This is a genomic window from Actinomyces haliotis, assembly GCF_015355765.1.
In the GTDB taxonomy this organism is placed as follows: domain Bacteria; phylum Actinomycetota; class Actinomycetes; order Actinomycetales; family Actinomycetaceae; genus Actinomyces; species Actinomyces haliotis.
Map to the genome: position 1 here is coordinate 42547 of NZ_JACWNA010000017.1, position 18495 is coordinate 61041.

The 18495-nt window shown below is 71.6% G+C and carries 15 protein-coding genes and 1 tRNA gene; 8 read left to right on the forward strand and 8 right to left on the reverse strand.

The window, feature by feature from the left end:
- Positions 1–113: 113 nt before the first annotated feature.
- Positions 114–1241 carry an ABC transporter ATP-binding protein gene (locus tag IXW69_RS08180; protein WP_194785854.1) on the reverse strand — a complete coding sequence of 376 codons (1128 nt, stop codon included), beginning with the start codon at positions 1239–1241 and terminating at the stop codon, positions 114–116.
- A 225-nt stretch (positions 1242–1466) separates the two neighbouring features.
- On the opposite strand from IXW69_RS08180, the gene IXW69_RS08185 reads away from it, so the two are divergent.
- From IXW69_RS08185 to IXW69_RS08200, 4 genes are all read left to right on the forward strand, one after another.
- Positions 1467–3446, forward strand: a complete 1980-nt coding sequence (locus IXW69_RS08185) for a serine/threonine-protein kinase (protein WP_194785855.1) — start codon at positions 1467–1469, stop codon at positions 3444–3446.
- A 190-nt stretch (positions 3447–3636) separates the two neighbouring features.
- Positions 3637–4527 (forward strand): DsbA family protein, encoded by an 891-nt coding sequence (locus IXW69_RS08190; protein ID WP_323745243.1) that lies wholly within the window; start codon positions 3637–3639, stop codon positions 4525–4527.
- 59 nt (positions 4528–4586) lie between these two features.
- A tRNA-Thr gene (locus tag IXW69_RS08195) sits at positions 4587–4662 on the forward strand.
- 193 nt (positions 4663–4855) lie between these two features.
- Positions 4856–5638, forward strand: coding sequence for a Rossmann-like domain-containing protein (locus IXW69_RS08200; RefSeq protein WP_194785856.1), 783 nt, complete (start codon positions 4856–4858; stop codon positions 5636–5638).
- A gap of 73 nt (positions 5639–5711) precedes the next feature.
- On the opposite strand, the gene IXW69_RS08205 is transcribed toward IXW69_RS08200, so the two are convergent.
- On the reverse strand, positions 5712–6389 hold the full coding sequence (locus IXW69_RS08205) for a uracil-DNA glycosylase (RefSeq protein ID WP_194785857.1): 678 nt from the start codon (positions 6387–6389) through the stop codon (positions 5712–5714).
- 84 nt (positions 6390–6473) lie between these two features.
- Between IXW69_RS08205 and IXW69_RS08210 the strand changes: the two genes are divergently transcribed.
- The 4 genes from IXW69_RS08210 (at position 6474) to IXW69_RS08225 (ending at position 11883) form a co-directional block, all read left to right on the forward strand.
- Positions 6474–7037: a LytR C-terminal domain-containing protein gene (locus tag IXW69_RS08210; RefSeq protein ID WP_194785858.1), complete on the forward strand. Its 564-nt coding sequence runs from the start codon at positions 6474–6476 to the stop codon at positions 7035–7037.
- Positions 7034–8398 carry a glycoside hydrolase family 15 gene (locus tag IXW69_RS08215; protein WP_194785859.1) on the forward strand — a complete coding sequence of 455 codons (1365 nt, stop codon included), beginning with the start codon at positions 7034–7036 and terminating at the stop codon, positions 8396–8398. The genes IXW69_RS08210 and IXW69_RS08215 overlap by 4 nt, the downstream gene beginning before the upstream one ends.
- Before the next feature lie 317 nt (positions 8399–8715).
- Positions 8716–10335 (forward strand): chaperonin GroEL, encoded by a 1620-nt coding sequence (gene groL, locus IXW69_RS08220; protein WP_194785860.1) that lies wholly within the window; start codon positions 8716–8718, stop codon positions 10333–10335.
- A 603-nt stretch (positions 10336–10938) separates the two neighbouring features.
- Positions 10939–11883 (forward strand): hypothetical protein, encoded by a 945-nt coding sequence (locus IXW69_RS08225; protein ID WP_194785861.1) that lies wholly within the window; start codon positions 10939–10941, stop codon positions 11881–11883.
- Between the two features lie 459 nt (positions 11884–12342).
- Here IXW69_RS08225 and IXW69_RS08230 read toward each other — a convergent pair whose 3' ends face one another.
- The 6 genes from IXW69_RS08230 to IXW69_RS08255 all read right to left on the reverse strand — a co-directional run bounded on the left by IXW69_RS08230 (position 12343) and on the right by IXW69_RS08255 (position 18480).
- Positions 12343–12636: a WXG100 family type VII secretion target gene (locus tag IXW69_RS08230; protein WP_194785862.1), complete on the reverse strand. Its 294-nt coding sequence runs from the start codon at positions 12634–12636 to the stop codon at positions 12343–12345.
- Positions 12637–12880: 244 nt separating this feature from the next.
- Complete coding sequence (locus tag IXW69_RS08235; protein WP_194785863.1) at positions 12881–14131, reverse strand: HD domain-containing protein; 1251 nt, start codon at positions 14129–14131, stop codon at positions 12881–12883.
- A gap of 160 nt (positions 14132–14291) precedes the next feature.
- Positions 14292–15869 (reverse strand): sensor histidine kinase, encoded by a 1578-nt coding sequence (locus tag IXW69_RS08240; RefSeq protein WP_323745244.1) that lies wholly within the window; start codon positions 15867–15869, stop codon positions 14292–14294.
- Between the two features lie 113 nt (positions 15870–15982).
- Positions 15983–16720, reverse strand: a complete 738-nt coding sequence (locus tag IXW69_RS08245) for a response regulator transcription factor (protein ID WP_194785864.1) — start codon at positions 16718–16720, stop codon at positions 15983–15985.
- A 167-nt stretch (positions 16721–16887) separates the two neighbouring features.
- The gene (locus IXW69_RS08250; RefSeq protein WP_194785865.1) at positions 16888–17487 is read right to left on the reverse strand and encodes an NYN domain-containing protein; all 600 of its coding nucleotides are present in this window, start codon (positions 17485–17487) and stop codon (positions 16888–16890) included.
- 156 nt (positions 17488–17643) lie between these two features.
- Positions 17644–18480: a PspA/IM30 family protein gene (locus IXW69_RS08255; protein ID WP_194785866.1), complete on the reverse strand. Its 837-nt coding sequence runs from the start codon at positions 18478–18480 to the stop codon at positions 17644–17646.
- Positions 18481–18495 lie beyond the last annotated feature (15 nt).

An 18495-nucleotide genomic window follows, 5' to 3' on the forward strand; every position in this document is an offset into this window, starting at 1 on the left:
AACGGGGACGGGCCCCGTCCCGGCGTCGTGGTGGCGCGGGGACGGAGCCCGTCACGGGTCCGTCAGGACGGCTCGTCGCCTCCGCGATCCGTGAGGATCGACGGTGCGGCGCGTCAGGCGGGGAGGCGCTCGCCCGTGGAGGCGGAGAAGATGTGCTCCTCACCGGGCTTGATGCGGACGTGGATGGCCTCGCCGGGGGCCGGCGCCGTGCGCGGGGGAACGCGGACGATGATCTGGCTCGAGTCCTCACCGGAGCCGAGCTTCTCCTCGGAGGAGTCCGCCCCGACGAGCTCGCCGTAGATGTAGGCGTCGGAGCCGAGCTCCTCCACGAAGGAGACGCGGACCGGGATGGAGTGCTCGTCGTTCTCGGAGACGACCTCGAGGGACTCGGGGCGGAAGCCGATGGTGACCTTGCCGTTGTCCTCGGGCTTGAGGGCGTCGAGGGTGGCGCGCGACAGGGCGATCTTGGCGGCGCCGATGGTGGCGTCCGAGCCCTCGACCGAGAAGCGGCCGAGGTTCATGGCGGGGGAGCCGATGAAGCCGGCGACGAACTCGTTGGCCGGGGTGTCGTACATGTCGCGCGGGGTGCCGACCTGCTGGAGGACGCCGTCCTTGAGGACCGCGATGCGGTCGCCCATCGTGAGGGCCTCGGTCTGGTCGTGCGTGACGTAGACGGTCGTGACACCGAGCGAGCGCTGCAGCGAGGCGATCTGCGTGCGGGTCTGGACGCGGAGCTTGGCGTCCAGGTTGGACAGCGGCTCGTCCATGAGGAACACCTTGGGCTTGCGCACGATGGCGCGACCCATGGCGACGCGCTGACGCTGACCACCGGAGAGGGCCTTCGGCTTGCGGTCGAGGTACTCGGTGAGGCCGAGGATCTTCGCGGCCTCCTTGACACGGCGGTCGATCTCGTCCTTCGGGGTGCCGGCGATCTTGAGCGCGAAGCCCATGTTGTCGTGCACGGACATGTGCGGGTACAGCGCGTAGTTCTGGAAGACCATGGCGATGTCACGGTCCTTGGGCTGGACGTCGGTGACGTCGTTGTCCCCGATGAGGATGCGGCCGGAGTTGACGTCCTCGAGACCGGCGAGCATGCGCAGGGAGGTGGACTTGCCGCAGCCGGAGGGGCCGACGAGGACGAGGAACTCGCCGTCGGCGATCTCGAGGTTGAGCGCGTCCACGGACGGGCGGTCGTTGCCCGGGTAGATACGGGTGGCGTGATCGAAGGTCACGGTTGCCATGGTTGGTATCCCTTCACCGGCAGGTACGTGCCGGACGATCCGTAGTGAAAGGTGCCTATGCGTGTCCGCATTGACACGTGCAGAGCCTGGGGAGGGCCGTGCGCAAGGACATGATCCCACACGGAGCCTGATCGCGGTATGGCTGTGAGAGGAACACTTGATGACGCGAGCCGTGAGACGCATCACGTGCCGGAGGCGTCGCGTGCGCGCCGGTACTGTGGCCGCATGACGCACGACCCCGGCTCGAGGCCCGCCACGCCCGCCTCCCTCGCGGGGCTGCGCGCGGGCACCGTCGTCGGGGGCTACCGGCTTCTCCGCCGTCTCGGTGCCGGCGGCATGGGCGTCGTCTGGGAGGTCGAGGACGCCGACGGGCAGCGCGTCGCGATGAAGATCCTCCACCCCCAGATCGCCGCTGACCCCGTCGCCCGGCGCCGCCTGGACCGTGAGGCCCGCGTCCTCGCCCGTGTCCGCGACTCCCGCGTGGCCCGCATCCTCGACATCGAGACGGGTGACGGTGCCGACGGTGCGGGCGTCACCTTCGTCATCACGGAGCTCGTCGAGGGTCCGACCCTCCAGCACGAGGTCGACCACGAGGGCGTCTACGACCTCGCCACCGACGCCCGTGACCTCGCTGACCTCGCGCACGGCCTCGTCGACGCCCTCCGCGCCGTCCACGGCGCCGGCGTCATCCACCGCGACCTCAAGCCCTCCAACGTCATGCTCGGCGCGCAGGGGCCCGTCCTCATCGACTTCGGCATCGCGCAGGTCGCCGACGACACCCGCCTCACCCAGACCGGCCAGGTGACCGGCACCCCCGGGTTCATCCCCCCGGAGATGCTTGACGGCGAGGAGCCGACCGCCGACGTCGACTGGTACGCCTGCGCCGGCGTCCTCCTCTTTGCCGTCACCGGTCGAGCACCCTTCGGTGCCGGTCCGTGGCAGGCCGTGTTCCGACGCGTCTACGCCGGCACCCCGGAGACCGCGGGCCTCGAGGCCGAGTGCCCCGCCCTCGCCCGCGCCTTCACGGCCGCGCTCGCACCCGAGCGCGCGGACCGTCTCGCCGTCCCCGACCTCCTCGCCGTCCTCGACGACATCGCCGCCGGTGGCGACGGCGCGGTCGTCGTCGACGAGCTCCTCGGCCCCGGCGGCTCCGTGGAACCGGGTACCCCGACGGGCTCCTACGCCGCGCCCTACGCCCCGGACGGGTCCGGCGCCTCCGCCCCGAGCGCGTCGAGCGGCGCCTACGGCGCGCAGACCCCGTCCACGGGGCCCTCCGGCGCGGGGGGCTACGGGCCCGCCGCCGGCGCAGGCGGCTGGACCGACCCGTGGACCGGCTCCCAGGGCTCTGCGGGAGCACGTCCCGACGGCTCCGCCCCGCCCGCCTTCGCCCCGCACCGCCCCCAGACCGGTCAGTCTGTCCCGGCGGCCTCCTCCGTGCACGCCCCGGCGCGGTGGGCGCCCGCCACGACTGGCACCCCGGTGAGCGGGTACGAGGCCGGATCGGGCACCGCGGGGCCGCAGCAGGGTCCCGGCCCCGCCCCCGTCTCCCAGCCCCTCCCCGCGGGCACGGGCTCTGCGCGACCCGGCCTGCCTGACTGGGCCCGGGAGCCGCGACGCCACCCGGGCGTCGTCGCCGCCCTCGCCCTCGTCCTGGCCGCCTTCGGCGCCTGGCTGCCCGGGTGGGTCGCGGTCATCGCGACCACGGCGATCGTCCTGGCCGGCACCGTCGGCCGCGCGGACGACGCCCGCCGCTGGCGCCGGCTCCAGCAGGGCGGACGCAGCCGCGGCGACGACTCGCGCATGTGGGCCGCGAGCCCCTGGTACCTGCTGCGCTCCCTCGTCGCGACGGCCTTCGCCGTCGTCGTCAGCCTCGTCGTCACCCTCGTCGTCTTCTACGTCGGCGCCAAGGTCCTCGGATTCGGGTCGACGCCGGCGCGCGTGGGCGCCTCCTTCTCCGAGTACCACCGCATCGCTGGCTTCATGGCGTGCCTGACGGCCATCTACCTCGGCGTCACGTGGTTCATCCCCTGGGGAGCGCCCACCCGGCGCGGCGGCGCCAGGCTCGTTGAGCTCGTCGCGCCGAACCGAGTCGTCCGCCTCGTCCTGTCCCTCGTGCTGCTCGGCGTCACGGGTGCCGTCGTCCTTCTCCTCATGGCGGGGCGCTTCCCGCCCGCCACGCTCGAGCCCTTCTACAGCTGGGGCTGAGCGGCGCCGTGCGGCCGACGGCCGCCGTGCACGACGGCGGTCGGGCGGTGCTGTCGGGCGTGAGCCACTCCGCAGGGCGTCCTCTGTCCCTCGCTCCGGACGGCGGGCAGAATGTTCGTGAACCATCAGCGGTCCTGGGTTCGTGGGTCCTCCCCGTCCGGGTCCGACCCGACAGACCCGAGGAGAACCCGTGGCTTCCAACAACCCTCGTCCGACCAAGGCCGAGCGCCGCGCCGCCGCGCGCGCCCAGGCGCAGGCCATGCGCGAGGAGCAGGAGCGCAAGGACCGCCGGACCAAGATCACCCGCCGCTCGCTCCTCGCCGGTGGCGCGGTGGTCATCGCCGGCGGCGCGGCGTACGCGGTCACGCGCGACGACGACTCGTCCGACTCGACCGTCTCTCAGGGTAAGGCCAACAAGTCGGACTTCCCGAAGATCGTCCTCAAGGACGGGTCGTGGACCTACGGCGCCGGCCCGAAGGCGGGAGCGACCAACTCCGGAGCGAAGGTCCTCGACGTCTACTTCGACTACTCGTGCCACTACTGTGCGGTCTTCGAGGACCTCCACTCCGATGAGATAACGAAGCTCATCAACGACAAGAAGATCACCCTGGCCCTGCACCCCTGCAAGATCCTCGGCCAGGACTGGACCGACCAGGTCATGAACGCCATGGGCACGGTCCTCGACGAGGCTCCCGAGAAGGCCCTCGACTTCCACACCAAGGTCTTCGCCCTCTTCTACAAGATCTACCAGTCGCAGGACACCAGCCTCATGACGGTCGACAACATCGTCTCGACCGCCCAGGACGCCGGCGTCCCCTCCTCCGTCACCTCCAAGTTCGCCGACGCCATCAGCGCCAACAAGTACGGCGAGTGGACGACGCAGGGCACGAAGGTCTTCTCGGACAAGGGCTTCAGCGGGACCCCGACGGTCGTCCTCGACGGCAAGACCCTGGACCTCGCCACGATCGGCACGGCCACGGGCCTCACCGACACGGTGAGCGGCGCGTCCTCCTCCGCGACCGACGGCGCCACCGAGCAGGCGACCGAGCAGTCGACGGCGGACCCCTCCGGCGCCAAGTGACCCGGTTCCGGCCCGTGGTCGGGACGAGCGTGCGGAGCCTGTAGGCTCGGCGCCGCCACGCCGCGTTAGCTCAGCTGGTAGAGCAGCTGTCTTGTAAACAGCAGGTCGCCGGTTCGAACCCGGCACGCGGCTCCACGTGCGGGACGCCCGCCGTCGCACCCAGAGGGAGCGGCGGCGGGCGTCTCCCGCTCCTACCCGGATCGCACCGCCGCGTCCGAGCGTCGTCGCCGGATCGCAACCCGTCCACGCTGCGGTCCCACCGCTGCACCGGCCGCGCGCGCCACTAGGGTGACTCGCCGAACAAGCACCACCAGCGAGGAGACCACCTGTGACCAGCGCCTGGGACGTCTACGACGCCCTCATCGAGGACCTTCCCGAGGACGTCACCGTGACCGCCTCCCACCGCGGTCCGAGGTGGACCCGTGTCCTCAACTCGGCCGACGGCGTCGGCTCGGCCTGGACCATGGAGCTCAGCTCGCGCCCGGCCCTGTCTGCCGGCCTCCCCGACGCCGGTCGACCGCTGCGCGACGTCGCCGCCCTCGTCAAGAGCTGGAACCTCGCTGAGGCGAGCGTCGGCCTCGCCGCCATCAACTCCTGGTACTCCAAGGCGGAGGTCGCCGCTGAGCAGGGCTTCGAGGAGACGGGTGCGGGCACGACCTGGCGCGAGGTCTTCGACCCCTACAACGACGTCGTCGAGGGGCAGAGGGTCGCCGTCATCGGCCACTACCCCTTCGCCCGCACGGCGCTGTCGAAGGCCGGTGAGCTCGACGTCCTCGAGCGCGAGGTCCGGGACGGGGACTTCCCGGACACCGCCTGCGAGTACCTCCTGCCCGAGGCCGACTGGGTGTTCATCTCCTCGTCCTCCCTCGTCAACAAGACGGCGCCCCGCCTCATCGCGCTCGCGGCCGACGGCGGCGCCCGCACCGTCATGGTCGGCCCCTCCACGCCGATGCACCCCCTGTGGCTCGACCTGGGCGTCGACACCGTCACCGGCTGGGTCGCAGACCCCTCGGTGCGCCCCGATCGCCCCGAGGAGCTCCCCGAGCCCGGCGACATCGGCCCCGGCTTCCGCATGCACCTCGGCCTGCCCGTCCCCGGCGCGGGGGACTGACGCGCCCGAGCAGCACGACGACGTCCCCGCACCCTCAGGTGCGGGGACGTCTCGCGTCAGGCAGGGGCCGCCATCACGGCAGGCGCCAGTCCACCGGCTCGGCTCCCTGGGACACGAGCATCTCGTTGGCGCGGCTGAAGGGCCGTGAGCCGAAGAAGCCTCGGGAGGCGCTCAGCGGTGAGGGGTGGGGCGAGGCGACGATCGGCGTCGAGCCCAGCATCGGGGTGAGGGACTGGGCGGGCCGCCCCCACAGGATCGCGACGAGAGGTCGGTCCCGGGCGACGAGCGCCTCGATGGCTCGCTGGGTCACCGCCTCCCAGCCCCAGCCGCGGTGTGAGGCGGGCGCGCCGGGGCGGACCGTGAGGACCCTGTTGAGGAGCATGACGCCCTGCCGGGACCAGGCGGTGAGGTCGCCGGTGGTGGGGCGCTCGACGCCGAGGTCGGCGACGAGCTCCGTGTAGATGTTCTCCAGGCTCCGCGGTGGCCTCACGCCTGGCTGGACGGAGAAGGACAGCCCCATGGGGTGCCCCGGCGTCGGGTACGGGTCCTGACCGACGATGAGGACCTTGACCTCGTCCATGGGGTAGGTGAAGGCGCGCAGCACGTCCGTGCCGGCCGGCAGGTACCCGCGGCCCGACGCGACCTCCTCGCGCAGGCGGGCGCCGATCTCGTGGATGGTGGGCTCGACCGGAGCCAGGGCGCTCGCCCAGCTCGGGTCGACGATGTCGCTCAGAGGCCTCGGGTCGCTCACGGCGCGAGCCTAGCCCGGGGCCCCGTCCGGGGTGTCGCGCCCGACCTGGGCGGCCGCAGCACGCCGCCCCGCTATCCTCGCGGCGTGACCCCTTACGAGTACCCCGAGGACGAGTTCGACGAGCCGGCCGACGACGGCCCGGCCCCGATCGGCGTCCACCGCGAGCCCGTCCCCGCCTGGCGGAGCTGGCTCCCGCTCCTCGCGGTCCTCATCATCGTGCCCCTGCTCGCCTGGGGCGCTGTCTCTCTCCTCGGCGCCCGCTCCGGCTCTCAGACCGAGACGGCGGCGACCGCCTCCGCCGTGTCGACCGCGTCGGCGACCCCGACGGCGACGGCGAGCGCCACTCTCGCGGGTGACGCGGACATGACAGCCGGCATCACCATCCACAACGGCACCATCACCGACGGTCTCGGCACGCGCACCGGCGAGAAGCTCACCAACGCCGGCTTCACCGCCGTCACCGTCTCGCAGGGCGTCTACTCCCTCGCCGAGCCGACCGCGTCGACTGTCTACTACGCGGCCCCCGAGAACAAGTCCACGGCCCAGGCCGTCGCGCAGGCCCTCGGCGTCACCGAGGTCGTCGAGTCCGCCACCGAGGCCCAGTCCAACCCGATCGTGGTCGTGCTGCGGGACGACTACAAGGAGTGACCCCGGAGCCCGGATCCCCCTCCCGACGCGCCCTCCTGCGCGGCGCCGGCCTCGTCCTCGGCACCTCCGCCGTGACGCTCGCGGGTGCGCGCCTGGCCGGCCTCTGGCACCGCCTGCCGCCCTTCCTCCTCAGTGAGGGCGTCGCCGTCGGGCCCGACGGCGTCCTGCGCGCCCTGCCCGTCGGCTCACGGCTCGTGTACGAGCCGGGTACGCGCGTGCCGACCGCCGACAGCGGCCCGGTCACCATGCCGGACTCCGGGCGCCGGGCCCTCGTCGACGCCGCCCGCTCCCGGCGCTCGGGCGCGATCCTGCCCGACGGCCCCTGGCGCGACCTCGCGGACGGCGCCCTCGACGACCTTCTCGCCCTCACCTCGCCCGTCCTCGCCCAGGACGGAGCCCCCGCCGTGGAGTACCCGGCGGGCTCCGTGATCGCCGGCCCCGTCGGGATCTGGCGCTACACGTGGCCGCGCGACGCCGCCTTCACCGCGGTCGCCCTCGCCGCCGCGGGCCTGGAGGAGGAGGCTCTCACGGTCCTCGAACGCCTGGCCTCGCTCCTCGGCCAGGACGGGGCCTTCCAGGCCCGCTACACGGCCGACGGCGGCGTCCCGGACGCCCGCTCGCCCCAGACGGACGGCACGGGCTGGTTCCTCTGGGCCGCGGGACGGGTGCTTCCCGGACCGGTCGGGACGCGGCGGACCCCGCCGGCACCGAGCGCCCACCTCCGTGCCGCGCTCACGAGGGCGGCTGCCCGCCTGCTGGCCCTCACCGACGGCGACGACCGGCTCCCCGCGCCCTCGCCGGACTACTGGGAGGTCGAGGAGGACCGTCTCACGCTGGGCACGGCGGCGCCCGTCCTGCTCGGTCTCGAGGCGGCCTCCCGGCTCGCTGCCGCCGGGGTCCTCGTGGGCAGCGTCGGCCGGGAGGGCCTGTCCGGCCGGTGCCGTGAGGTCCGCACCGCCGTTGAGGACGCCTTCGAGCCCGGGTGGGGGCGCCACGCCGGTGGCGACGACGTCGACGCCGCGATCTGCTGGGTGCTGCCGCCCTTCACGGAGCCGCTCGCCGGCGCGCTCGAGGCGCGGGGGACGCTCCTCACCCGCCTGGCCCGAGGCTCCGGCGGCCTGGCTCCCGGCTCCTCGTGGCGCGACGACGGCGTGTCCTGGACGCCGGAGACCGCGCTCGTGGGCTGGTCCGCCCGGGCCCTCTCACTGGAGTCGGAGGAGGAGCAGCTCCGCGACTGGCTGGCGGCCTCGCGCACCGCCGTCGGAGCCCTGCCCGAGAAGGTCGCGGCGACCGGTGCGCCCGCGGGGCCGGCGCCCCTGGCATGGACCTGCGCCCTCGTCGTCCTCGCCGCCTGCGGGTGAGGTCCGGGCTGCCGAGCGATCCACCGCGCCGGGCTCCGATCCTGGGTGCGGACCCTGTCAGCCCAGTGCCCGCCCTGGCTGAGGGCCCGGGGTCTTCGCCGTCGGTGGAAGCCCCGCGGCGCAGCCTTGAGCGTCTTGCACTCAAGGGGTGAGAGTGCCAGCATTGCGGTTAGCACTCAGGGACGTCGAGTGACAGCCCGAGTGAGTCAACCTGGCCTTCCAGTGAGGCCCGAACGGCCCGCGTGACCAGAACGCGGAGCCGGAGGGCCGTCCGTCGCGGGCACCGGCAGGCCCCACCACACAAGTGGAGGAACTCAATGTCCAAGATCATCGCCTTCGACGAGGAGGCCCGCCGCGGTATGGAGCGGGGCCTCAACACCCTCGCCGACACCGTCAAGGTCACCCTCGGCCCCAAGGGCCGCAACGTCGTCCTCGACAAGAAGTGGGGCGCCCCCACGATCACCAACGACGGCGTCACCATCGCCAAGGAGATCGAGCTCGAGGAGCCCTACGAGAAGATCGGCGCCGAGCTCGTCAAGGAGGTCGCCAAGAAGACCGACGACGTCGCCGGTGACGGCACCACCACCGCGACCGTCCTCGCCCAGGCGCTCGTCCGCGAGGGCCTGCGCAACGTGGCCGCCGGCGCCAACCCGATCGCCGTCCGCCGCGGCATCGACAAGGCCGTCGCCAAGGTCGTCGAGCGCCTGCTCGCCGACGCCAAGGACGTCGAGACCCAGGAGGAGATCGCCGCCACCGCGTCCATCTCCGCCGGCGACCCGCAGATCGGCGAGTTCATCGCCGAGGCCCTCGAGAAGGTCGGCCACGACGGCGTCATCACCGTCGAGGAGTCCAACACCTTCGGCCTCGAGCTCGAGGTCACCGAGGGCATGCGCTTCGACAAGGGCTACATCTCGCCCTACTTCGTCACCGACGCCGACCGCCAGGAGGCCGTCCTCGAGGACGCCTACGTCCTGCTCGTCGAGTCCAAGATCTCGAACGTCAAGGACCTGCTGCCCCTCCTCGAGAAGGTCATGCAGTCCGGCAAGCCGCTCGCCATCATCGCCGAGGACGTCGAGGCTGAGGCCCTCGCCACCCTCGTCGTCAACCGCATCCGCGGCACCTTCAAGTCCGTCGCCGTCAAGGCCCCGGGCTTCGGCGACCGCCGCAAGGCGATGCTGCAGGACATGGCCATCCTCACCGGCGGCACCGTCATCTCCGAGACCGTCGGCCTCAAGCTCGAGAACGCCACCCTCGAGGACCTGGGTCAGGCCCGCAAGGTCGTCGTCACCAAGGACGAGACCACCATCGTCGAGGGCGCCGGCGAGAAGGACGCCATCGACGCCCGTGTCTCCCAGATTCGCGCCGAGATCGAGAACTCCGACTCCGAGTACGACAAGGAGAAGCTCTCCGAGCGCCTCGCCAAGCTCGCCGGCGGCGTCGCCGTCCTCAAGTCCGGTGCCGCCACCGAGGTGGAGCTCAAGGAGCGCAAGCACCGCATCGAGGACGCCGTGCGCAACGCCAAGGCCGCCGTCGAGGAGGGCATCGTCGCCGGTGGTGGCGTCGCCCTCATCCAGGCCGCCGAGGTCCTCGACTCCTTCGAGCTCGAGGGTGACGAGGCTACGGGCGCCCAGATCGTCAAGCTGGCCGTCGAGGCTCCGCTCAAGCAGATCTCGACCAACGCCGGTCTCGAGGGCGGCGTCGTCGTGGACCGCGTCCGCAACCTCCCCGTCGGTGAGGGCCTCAACGCCGCGACCGGCGAGTACGTCAACCTGCTGGGCGCCGGCATCGCCGACCCGGTCAAGGTGACCCGTTCCGCCCTCCAGAACGCCGCGTCCATCGCGGGTCTGTTCCTCACCACGGAGGCCGTCGTCGCCGACAAGCCGGAGCCCCCGGCCTCGGCCGCCCCGGCCGGTGACGAGATGGGCGGGATGTACTGATCCCACCGGTCGCCGGTCACTGAGCCGGCCCCGAACCGTCGCGCTGACAGGCGCGGCGTCCGGTGACCGGCTCAGCACCCCGATCGCACGACGGCGGGCCGTCCTCCACTCGGAGGGCGGCCCGCCGTCGTCGTGTCTGGGCGGGGTGGGCGGGGCTGCGACGGTTGACGCGAGCGGCGCACGCCGAGCTCTGAGGTCTCTCACCGAGATCGACCCCCAGAGGTGCTGACTCAGTGAGAAAGGTCAGAACTGGGCGTCTCGTGGGCCGGTGCGTCGGCTGAACGACCGGCCCGCCGCCGTCGTGTCCCGGGTGGGATAGCTGGAGCGGCGGCCGTTGACGCAAGTGGCGCGCGGTGCCTCAGCGGACCCCGAAGCGGCCCGCGTTGGCGGACTCGGCGTCGTCGTAGGAGACAGCGGCCTGGTCGAGGGCCTGGCTGGGTGTGCAATGCAGAAGAGATTCATCGCGAACATGAGACGGACATCTAGCCAATGTGACGTGACGCACACTATCCTTCCGATAGGGAGGCTGTCCGGCCGACCAATCTTGAAGGGGCGAGATCATGTCTCACAGTCTCACAGTCTCACACGTCCCGTCGCCTGACCGTGGCGCTTGCGCTCGGTTGCCTCGTGATGGCAGGTTCTGCGCCAGGTGCCGCCGCAGATGAAATTCCTGGCAGCGACGACCTCGTTCAGGTGGTGACGGCCGACAACGTTGACCCTGTAATCGATGGAAATGGTGATGTGAGCGTTCAGTCCAGCGTGGTTACACAGACGGTCGATCTTGAATCAGGAACGTTGCAGATCGAGCCGGATGGAGCCCTGGAGGGCGTTTCGATTCACCTACCTGTGGTCGCCGATGGTGATCCTGTGAAGTTGCCCGATGGAACTCTAAGGCTTGATTCTACGGTCGACGACGGCGGGGTCTACGTGCAGGCGCTACACGGCGGAGGAATCCGAACTCTGACGACGATCGAGAATGAATCCGCGCCCACGGTGTTCCGATATGACATCTCGCTCGGAGAACGTCAGTCACTCGTTAAGGCAAGCGACGGAAGTATTATCCTCGCCGAGGAGGGGACTGACGGAGTGGTTTCGGAGGTATTCACTGCACAGCGGCCGTGGGCGCGCGATGCGAACGGTGCTAGTGTTCCGACTCGGTACGAGATTGAGGGAACTTCGATCGTTCAGCACGTCGACGTGTCTGGTGCGGCACTTCCAGTAGACGCAGACCCGACCTGGACTCGAAGGGGTGTAACCGTCGCAGTTCCTGGCGGTTTAGGTGCTGCGGCAACGGCATACCTCAACAAATCGTGGACGGCTGACTATGTGACCGGCAGCAACACGGTCTGTGCGATTGTTACCGCCCTTCTCGCTCTTGGGACCGGAATTGGTGGTGCTGTCATGGGGGTTGCGTGCGCACTTCATGCCGGAGTGTATTCTGTGACCACAAACCATGGTGCCTGTGCGGCTCTCGACTATCGTCCTGCTAATGCGACAATTAGTACGAAGATCGTAGCCCGGCCGTATAGGAACGGGTATTGCCGTTGAGGTGATTCGATGTATGACTGCATTCTGGTTGTTGCGCTGTCAGTTCTCGCCTGCATCGCTGGCTGGCGTTCCGGGATGGCCCGATGGGACGGGTTTGCCCTTTTTCTGGCTCTCGGCATATTAAGCATCGTCATTCGGCAGCGAGCGGGCTTCTCAGTGAGCGTGTTGGGTTTAGCTTGCGCCTACCTCGGCTTCGCCGGATGGAGTCGTGAGCGTGTGCGCCGGAGCCGGAAATCGGAGTCGTCCCAATATCAGCACCCGTTGAAGAGGGTGGGAGGCTGATCAGAGACTCGTTCGGGGGAGAACCTCTACGGACGAACGGTGATCTGTTCGGAGCACGCGCCTGGGCGGGCCGTCCTCCACGCGGAGGGCGGCCCGCCGTCGTCGTGTCTGGGCGGGGGGGGGCGGGTCTGCGACGGTTGACGCCAGCGGCGTCTCGTGGGTGAGTGGCGCGGTGCCTCAGCGGACCCCGAAGCGGCCCGCGTTGGCGGACTCGGCGTCGTCGTAGGAGACGGCGGCCTGGTCGAGGGCCTGGCTGAGCAGGTCGAGGCTCGACTGGACCTGCGCCTGGGTGAGGTGCCAGTCGGCCGCGGCGGTGCTCATGGAGTCCGAGGCGCCACCGCTCCAGGAGGACTGGAGGAGGGCGACGTCGCCGTTCATGGCGTCGACCTCGGTCTGGATGGTCGTAATACGGGTGCGGGTCCGGGCGGCGGTGTCGGCGACGGCCTGGGTGTCGACGGCGAAGACGGGCATGGTGGGCCTTTCAGTGAGAGGGGCGGCAGGCCCCTGCTGCGTGCGGCGCGAGCGGGCGCCCGCGGCACGCACCACGTTAGGGGCGGGCCGCTCGCGGCCTCCGGCGAGCCTCGTCGCCCTGGGGGGAAGGGGTGTGCGGCCGCCGTCTGTGGAGCCGCGGCGTCCTCGGTACGACCCCGCCGGAACGCGACGGAGCCGCCCCCCAGACCGGGAGCGGCTCCGTGGGTGCTGTGAGACCGCGGGATCAGCCCTCGTGCTGGCCGTCGTCGATGACCTCCGCGGAGATCGGTGCGAACTCGCCGGTGCGGGCCTCGCGGAGCACCTTGGCCTCCTCGGCCTTGGCCCGCAGACGCGCGCACATCCTGTCCCGCTCCGCCTGAGCGAGCGCCGCGCGGTCCAAGCCGCCCTCGGTCGCGGCGACGGCGTCGACGGCGCGCGGGGAGGACAGGAGCCGGTCCAGGTCCTCGATGCAGGACTCCATGGTCGTCGTGTGGCCGACGGTCTCGTCCTTCGGCTCGGGGCGCGTCTGCGGCCCGACGGCGGAGACGCCGGTGGCCGGGGTGGCTGCCGAGGCGGCCGTCGTCGTCCGACCGGGCGTCGGCGGGACGACGGGCGTCGGGCGCGTCGTCGCGCGGGACTCGGCGAGCTCGGGGTCGTCGGCGGACTCGAGCCCGCCCAGGGTGGCCGAGGCGGCCTGGGCGCGGCGCGCGGCCTGCTCCTCGCCCTGCGAGGCGGCCTCCGCGATGCGGGCGTCCAGGTGCTTGGCGACGACGTCGGCGGCCGTCACCGGCTCGGCGGGGTCCGTGGGCAGCTTGGCGAGCTCGGCCTCGATGCGGCGCTGCTCCGCCTCCAGGTTCTCCCGCGCCGGGAGCTCCCAGCGGGCGCCGAGCGGCGAGGAGAAGAGCGCGTCCCGGGCGAGGAGCTTGCCGATGATGGTAAGGCGCGCCCGCAGGTAGTCCGCGGCCGGGATGTGCGCGTACTCGGCGCGGACCTGCTCCCGGTACTTCTTGTACTGCTGCGGCTCAACGGCCAGGGCGCCGAGGTCGGCGTCGTTGAGGGCGAGGGCGTCGATGTCGTTGGGCGCCAGGTTGTGATGCTTGAGGTTGAGGATGAGGGCGCAGACCCTGTCCACGACCTTGTCCGGCACCCCGAGGCCGTGGAGGTCCTGCGCGGCGTAGGCGGCGGAGGCCACCTCGTCCTCACCGCCGTTGCGGCGATAGGTCTCCTCCGAGGACGAGGAGAAGATGCAGCCGTGGTACCAGGCGGCGAGCCGCATGATGTCGGGGTTGTGGGACTCGTCGGCGAGCTCGTCCACGCGGGCGAGCATGTCGATGGCGTGGCGCAGGTTGTGGAAGCGGCGGTCCGGGCTCCCCCACATCTCGATGAGCCGCTCGCCGGCGGCGCGGATCTCGTCCGCTGACGCGGAGGCGCCGAGGGACTTGACGGAGCGGACGTAGGCGGGGAGCAGCCACTGCGGTGCGTCGATGACGCCCATGCAAAGCCTCCGGGATCGGGTGCGGGACGCCCGCAATCGTAGGGCCGTCCGGGCGGCGAAGTCGAAGGGCTGAGATGTCGGAACCGCCACGAAACGCTGACAATACGGTCGCGTGGCGGGCCGGTCGGCGGCCCTGTCCTCCGCACGCGTCAGAGGGGCCTCAGGACGCCTGCGGAGCCTCCTGCGCGGGGGCCAGCGGGAGCTCGATGCGGACGGTCGCGCCGCCGCCGGGCGTCGGCAGCATCCGCACCGTCCCGCCGTGCCGCTCGATGATCTGGGCGACGATCGCGAGACCGAGGCCTGATCCGCCCGTCTCTCTGTTGCGGGAGGAGTCCGAGCGGTAGAAGCGCTGGAAGACCTTCTGAGCGTCCTCCGCGGGGACGCCCGGCCCGTGGTCGCGCACCTCGACGACGGCGGTCCCAGCCGGCGCCCTCCCCGTCGCGGTGAGCGTCGTGGCCGCCTCCGGTCCGAGCGCACCGACGGCGATCTCCACGGGCGAGCCCTCCGGCGTGTGCCGCGTGACATTGCCCAGCAGGTTGGTGAGGACCTGCGAGAGGCGGTCCCGGTCACCGATGACGATGAGCGGTCCCGGCTCGGCGTCATCCGGTATCGGCGCGTAGCCCGTCTGCAGCGGGACGAGGGCGCAGTCGCGCTCGGGTGCGAGCACGGCCATGTCCGCCAGGGCGCCCGAGGCCGCCTTCGTGAGGTCGACCGGTGCGGAGGCCATCTGGCGCCCCTCGTCCATGCGAGCGAGCTGGAGCAGGTCCTCCACGAGCCGCCCCATGCGGGAGGCCTCGTCCTCGATGCGGCCCATGACCTCGCTCTGACGCTCGGGCGGAACCCCGCCCATGCGGTAGAGCTCGCCGTAGCCGCGGATCGCCGCCAGCGGCGTCCGCAGCTCGTGGGAGGCGTCGGAGACGAACCGGGTCATCCGCTCCTGGGAGACGACCTGCACGGAGAAGGCGCGCTCGTTCTGGGTGAGCATCGTGTTGAGCGCCCTCTGGAGCGAGCCGACCTCCGTCGTCGGCGGCTCCGAGACGGGGACGCGGGCCGAGAGGTCGCCCGAGGCGATCTGGCCGGCCACGCCCTCGATCTGCCGCAGCGGTCGGAAGGAGCGGCGGACGAGGTAGGTGGCGGCCGCCGCGCCGAGGAGGATGACGACGACGTCGGACAGGGCGACGACGAGGCGCGTGCGCTTGACCGTCTCCTGCATGTCGGTCAGCGGCAGGGCGACGGCGACGACGCCGCCCCAGGTCTTCGTCGAGCCGGTGGTGGAGGTCGTCGTGTAGGGCAGCACCGTCACGCGCCACTCGTGCCCGAGCTGGTCGGAGGCGACGGTGAAGAGCGTCTGGTCGTCACGGTCGGCGATCGCCTCCTTGAGGGAGAGTGTGCCGACCTCCGGCGTGCCGTAGTCGGCGGCGGTGCCGTCGGAGATCATCTGCTGGACGTCGCCGTCGACGGTCTGGACCTCGACGAAGTAGGTCGAGGGCATGCCGGAGGTGCGGCCCGTCTGGAGCTGGGCGAGGCCCTGGTTCGCGATCGTCGCGGAGGTGGTGCGCAGCTGGTCGTCGATCTGCCCGCGCAGGTGCGAGGATAGCAGCGAGGTGACGGCGAGGGAGCAGACGAGCAGACCCAGGGTGAGCAGCGCCGTCGTGATGAGGGCCAGGCGGCTGCGCAGAGGCAGGGAGTGCCAGGAGCGGCGGGCGTCGGTGACGGGGTGGAAGCGCCCCTTCTTCACGGGGCGCAGCTGCTTGGGGCGCGGGCTCCAGGGGTGGGGGCGGCCGTCCGCGTGCGCGGGGGCCGTGCGTCCGGACGCCGGCCGGGTGGGGGACCCGGGGCCCTGCCTCACGGTCACTCGCCCTTGGGTTCGCGGAGCATGTAGCCGACGCCTCGTCGGGTCTGGATGAGCGGGACGACGGTCTCGCCGTCGCGCCCCTCGATCTGGTCGACCTTGCGCCGCAGGTAGGAGATGTAGGACTCGACGATCGCGGCGTCGCCGTTCCAGTCGTACTCCCAGACGTGGTCGAGGATCTGGGCCTTGGAGACGACGCGCCCGGCGTTCAGCATGAGGTAGCGCAGGAGCTTGAACTCCGTGGGGGAGAGCTCGACCTCGACGCCGGCGCGATGGACCTCGTGGGCGTCCTCGTCCAGGACGAGGTCGCCGACGCGCACGACGCCGTCGTCCTCGCCCTCGACGGCGTGGGTGCGGCGCAGGATCGCGCGGATGCGGGCGACGACCTCCTCGAGGCCGAAGGGCTTGGTGACGTAGTCGTCGCCGCCGACCGTGAGCCCCTGGACCTTGTCGGCCATGTCGTCACGGGCGGTGAGGAAGAGGATCGGGGTGGTGACGTCGCGCTCGCGCAGACGGCGGGCGACGGTGAAGCCGTCCATGTCCGGGAGCATGACGTCGAGGACGATGAGGTCGGGGTCGTCGGACTCGGCGGCGTGCAGGGCGGCGTTGCCGTCAGCGGCGGTGGAGACCTCGAAGCCCGCGAAGCGCAGGGACGAGGCGAGCAGGTCCCTGATGTTGGGCTCGTCGTCGACGACGAGCAGGTGTGCCTCGGTGCGGGAGTCCTGGGAACGATCCATGGTCGTACTGTGCCGCCCGAGTCTGGGTGTTGGCTGGACGGTGGATGGACGCGGTGGCTCCCGCGGTCGGCCGCCCCGGCATCCAGCGGGTACGGTCCCGGTCAGCGCGAGGAGTGCGCGGAGTGAGGCCGGACCCGCTGAGGGTGGTGCCCCTGGCCCGCCTCGCCTCAGATGAACTTGAGCGGGTCGAAGTCCGCCAGCGGGATGATGCGCACGCGCGGCAGGGCTACGGTGAAGGCGTCGACGTCCGTCTCCAGGTCGTGGAGGCGCAGACCCTTCGACTCGAGGCTCGCCAGGCGCGCGTTGACGAACTCGCGGAAGCCGAGAACGCCGACCGAGGCGCCGGCGTCGAGCAGCCGCTCCACCTGGGGGATGTAGTCGCCGTCGTGGGAGCCGAGGAGGACCTGCGCGCTCTCGCCCGCCTCGACGCGCTCGGCGAGGGCGTCCAGGGTGCGCTGGATACCGATGTCGACGACCTTCTCCTCCTGGTTTCCGGAGCCGGCCAGCGGGACGGGGCGGTAGTCCATGGCGAGGAGCGCCTGGACGAAGCCCATCGGCATGTGGCCGCTCGTGGCGTTGAGGAAGAAGAGAGCGGTGGTCTCGTCACCCTGGCCGCCGGCCTCCGCGTCGGAGAGGCGGTCGCAGAAGGACAGGACGCGGTCCCAGCGGGGACGCTCCTCGGGCTCGGGGCGACGGCCGAGGACGCTCATGCCGAGGGTCGCGTCGATGTTCTCGCCGTCGACGAGGAGGTACGTGGGTGCGTTCATGCGCTCATGCTAGCGGCCGGGGGCGAGGAGGCAGCGAGGCGACGACGCCGGGCCGGGGCGGTCGGGGTCGCTCGCGGGGACGACGACGGCGCCGCCCCTGCGGAAGGGGCGGCGCCGTCGACCTGCCGTGCGCGCGGGGCGGCCGCGCGGACGGGATCAGTAGGAGGACTCGTCGGAGTCGGCCGCCTGCTCGGCCGGCTCCACCTGGCCCTGCGACTTGAGCGCGGCGAAGGCGGCGTCGACGTCGTCGTCGCCGTCGGTGATCTGGGCGGCCGGTGCGGTCCCGGACTTGAGCGCGGCGAGGCGCAGCTCGGCCTCGGACTGGGTCGAGGAGGCCTCGAGCTCGGCGAACTGGGACTCGAGGGAGGAGCCGGCGAGCTCGGCCTGCCCGGCGGCCTGGGCCTCGACACGACGGACCTGGTCCTCGTAGCGGGCCAGCTCGCTCGTCGGGTCCATGACGTTGACGGAGCGGATCGCGCCCTGGACCTTGACCTGGGCCTCCGCGCTCTTCTGCCGGGCGACGAGCTGGTCGCGGCGGGACTTGAGGTCGTCGAGCTTGGCCTCCATCTGGGTCAGGCCCGTCTTGAGCTGCTCGACGACCTGGCGCTGCGAGGCGATCATCGGCTCGGCGGCCTTCGCCTCGTTCTCCGCGTTGATCTGCTTCGTGATGGCGATCTTGGCCAGGGAGTCCCACTTGTCCGCGCCCGCGGCGTCGCCGGAGGCGCGCAGCGAGTCGGCCTTCTGGGAGGCGGCGAGGGCCTTGCCGCCCCAGTCCTTGGCCTCGGCGAGGTCGGCGTCGTGGTCCTTCTCCGCCAGGCGCAGGTTGCCGATCGTCTGGGCGACGGCGTCGCGGGCCTCGGCGATGGAGGAGGTGTAGTCGCGCACGAGCTGGTCGAGCATCTTCTCCGGGTCCTCGGCGCGGTCGAGGAGGGCGTTGACGTTGGCGCGGGTGAGCTGGGCGACGCGGCCCAGGATCGACTGCTTCTCAGCCATGGGGTGTGGTCCCTT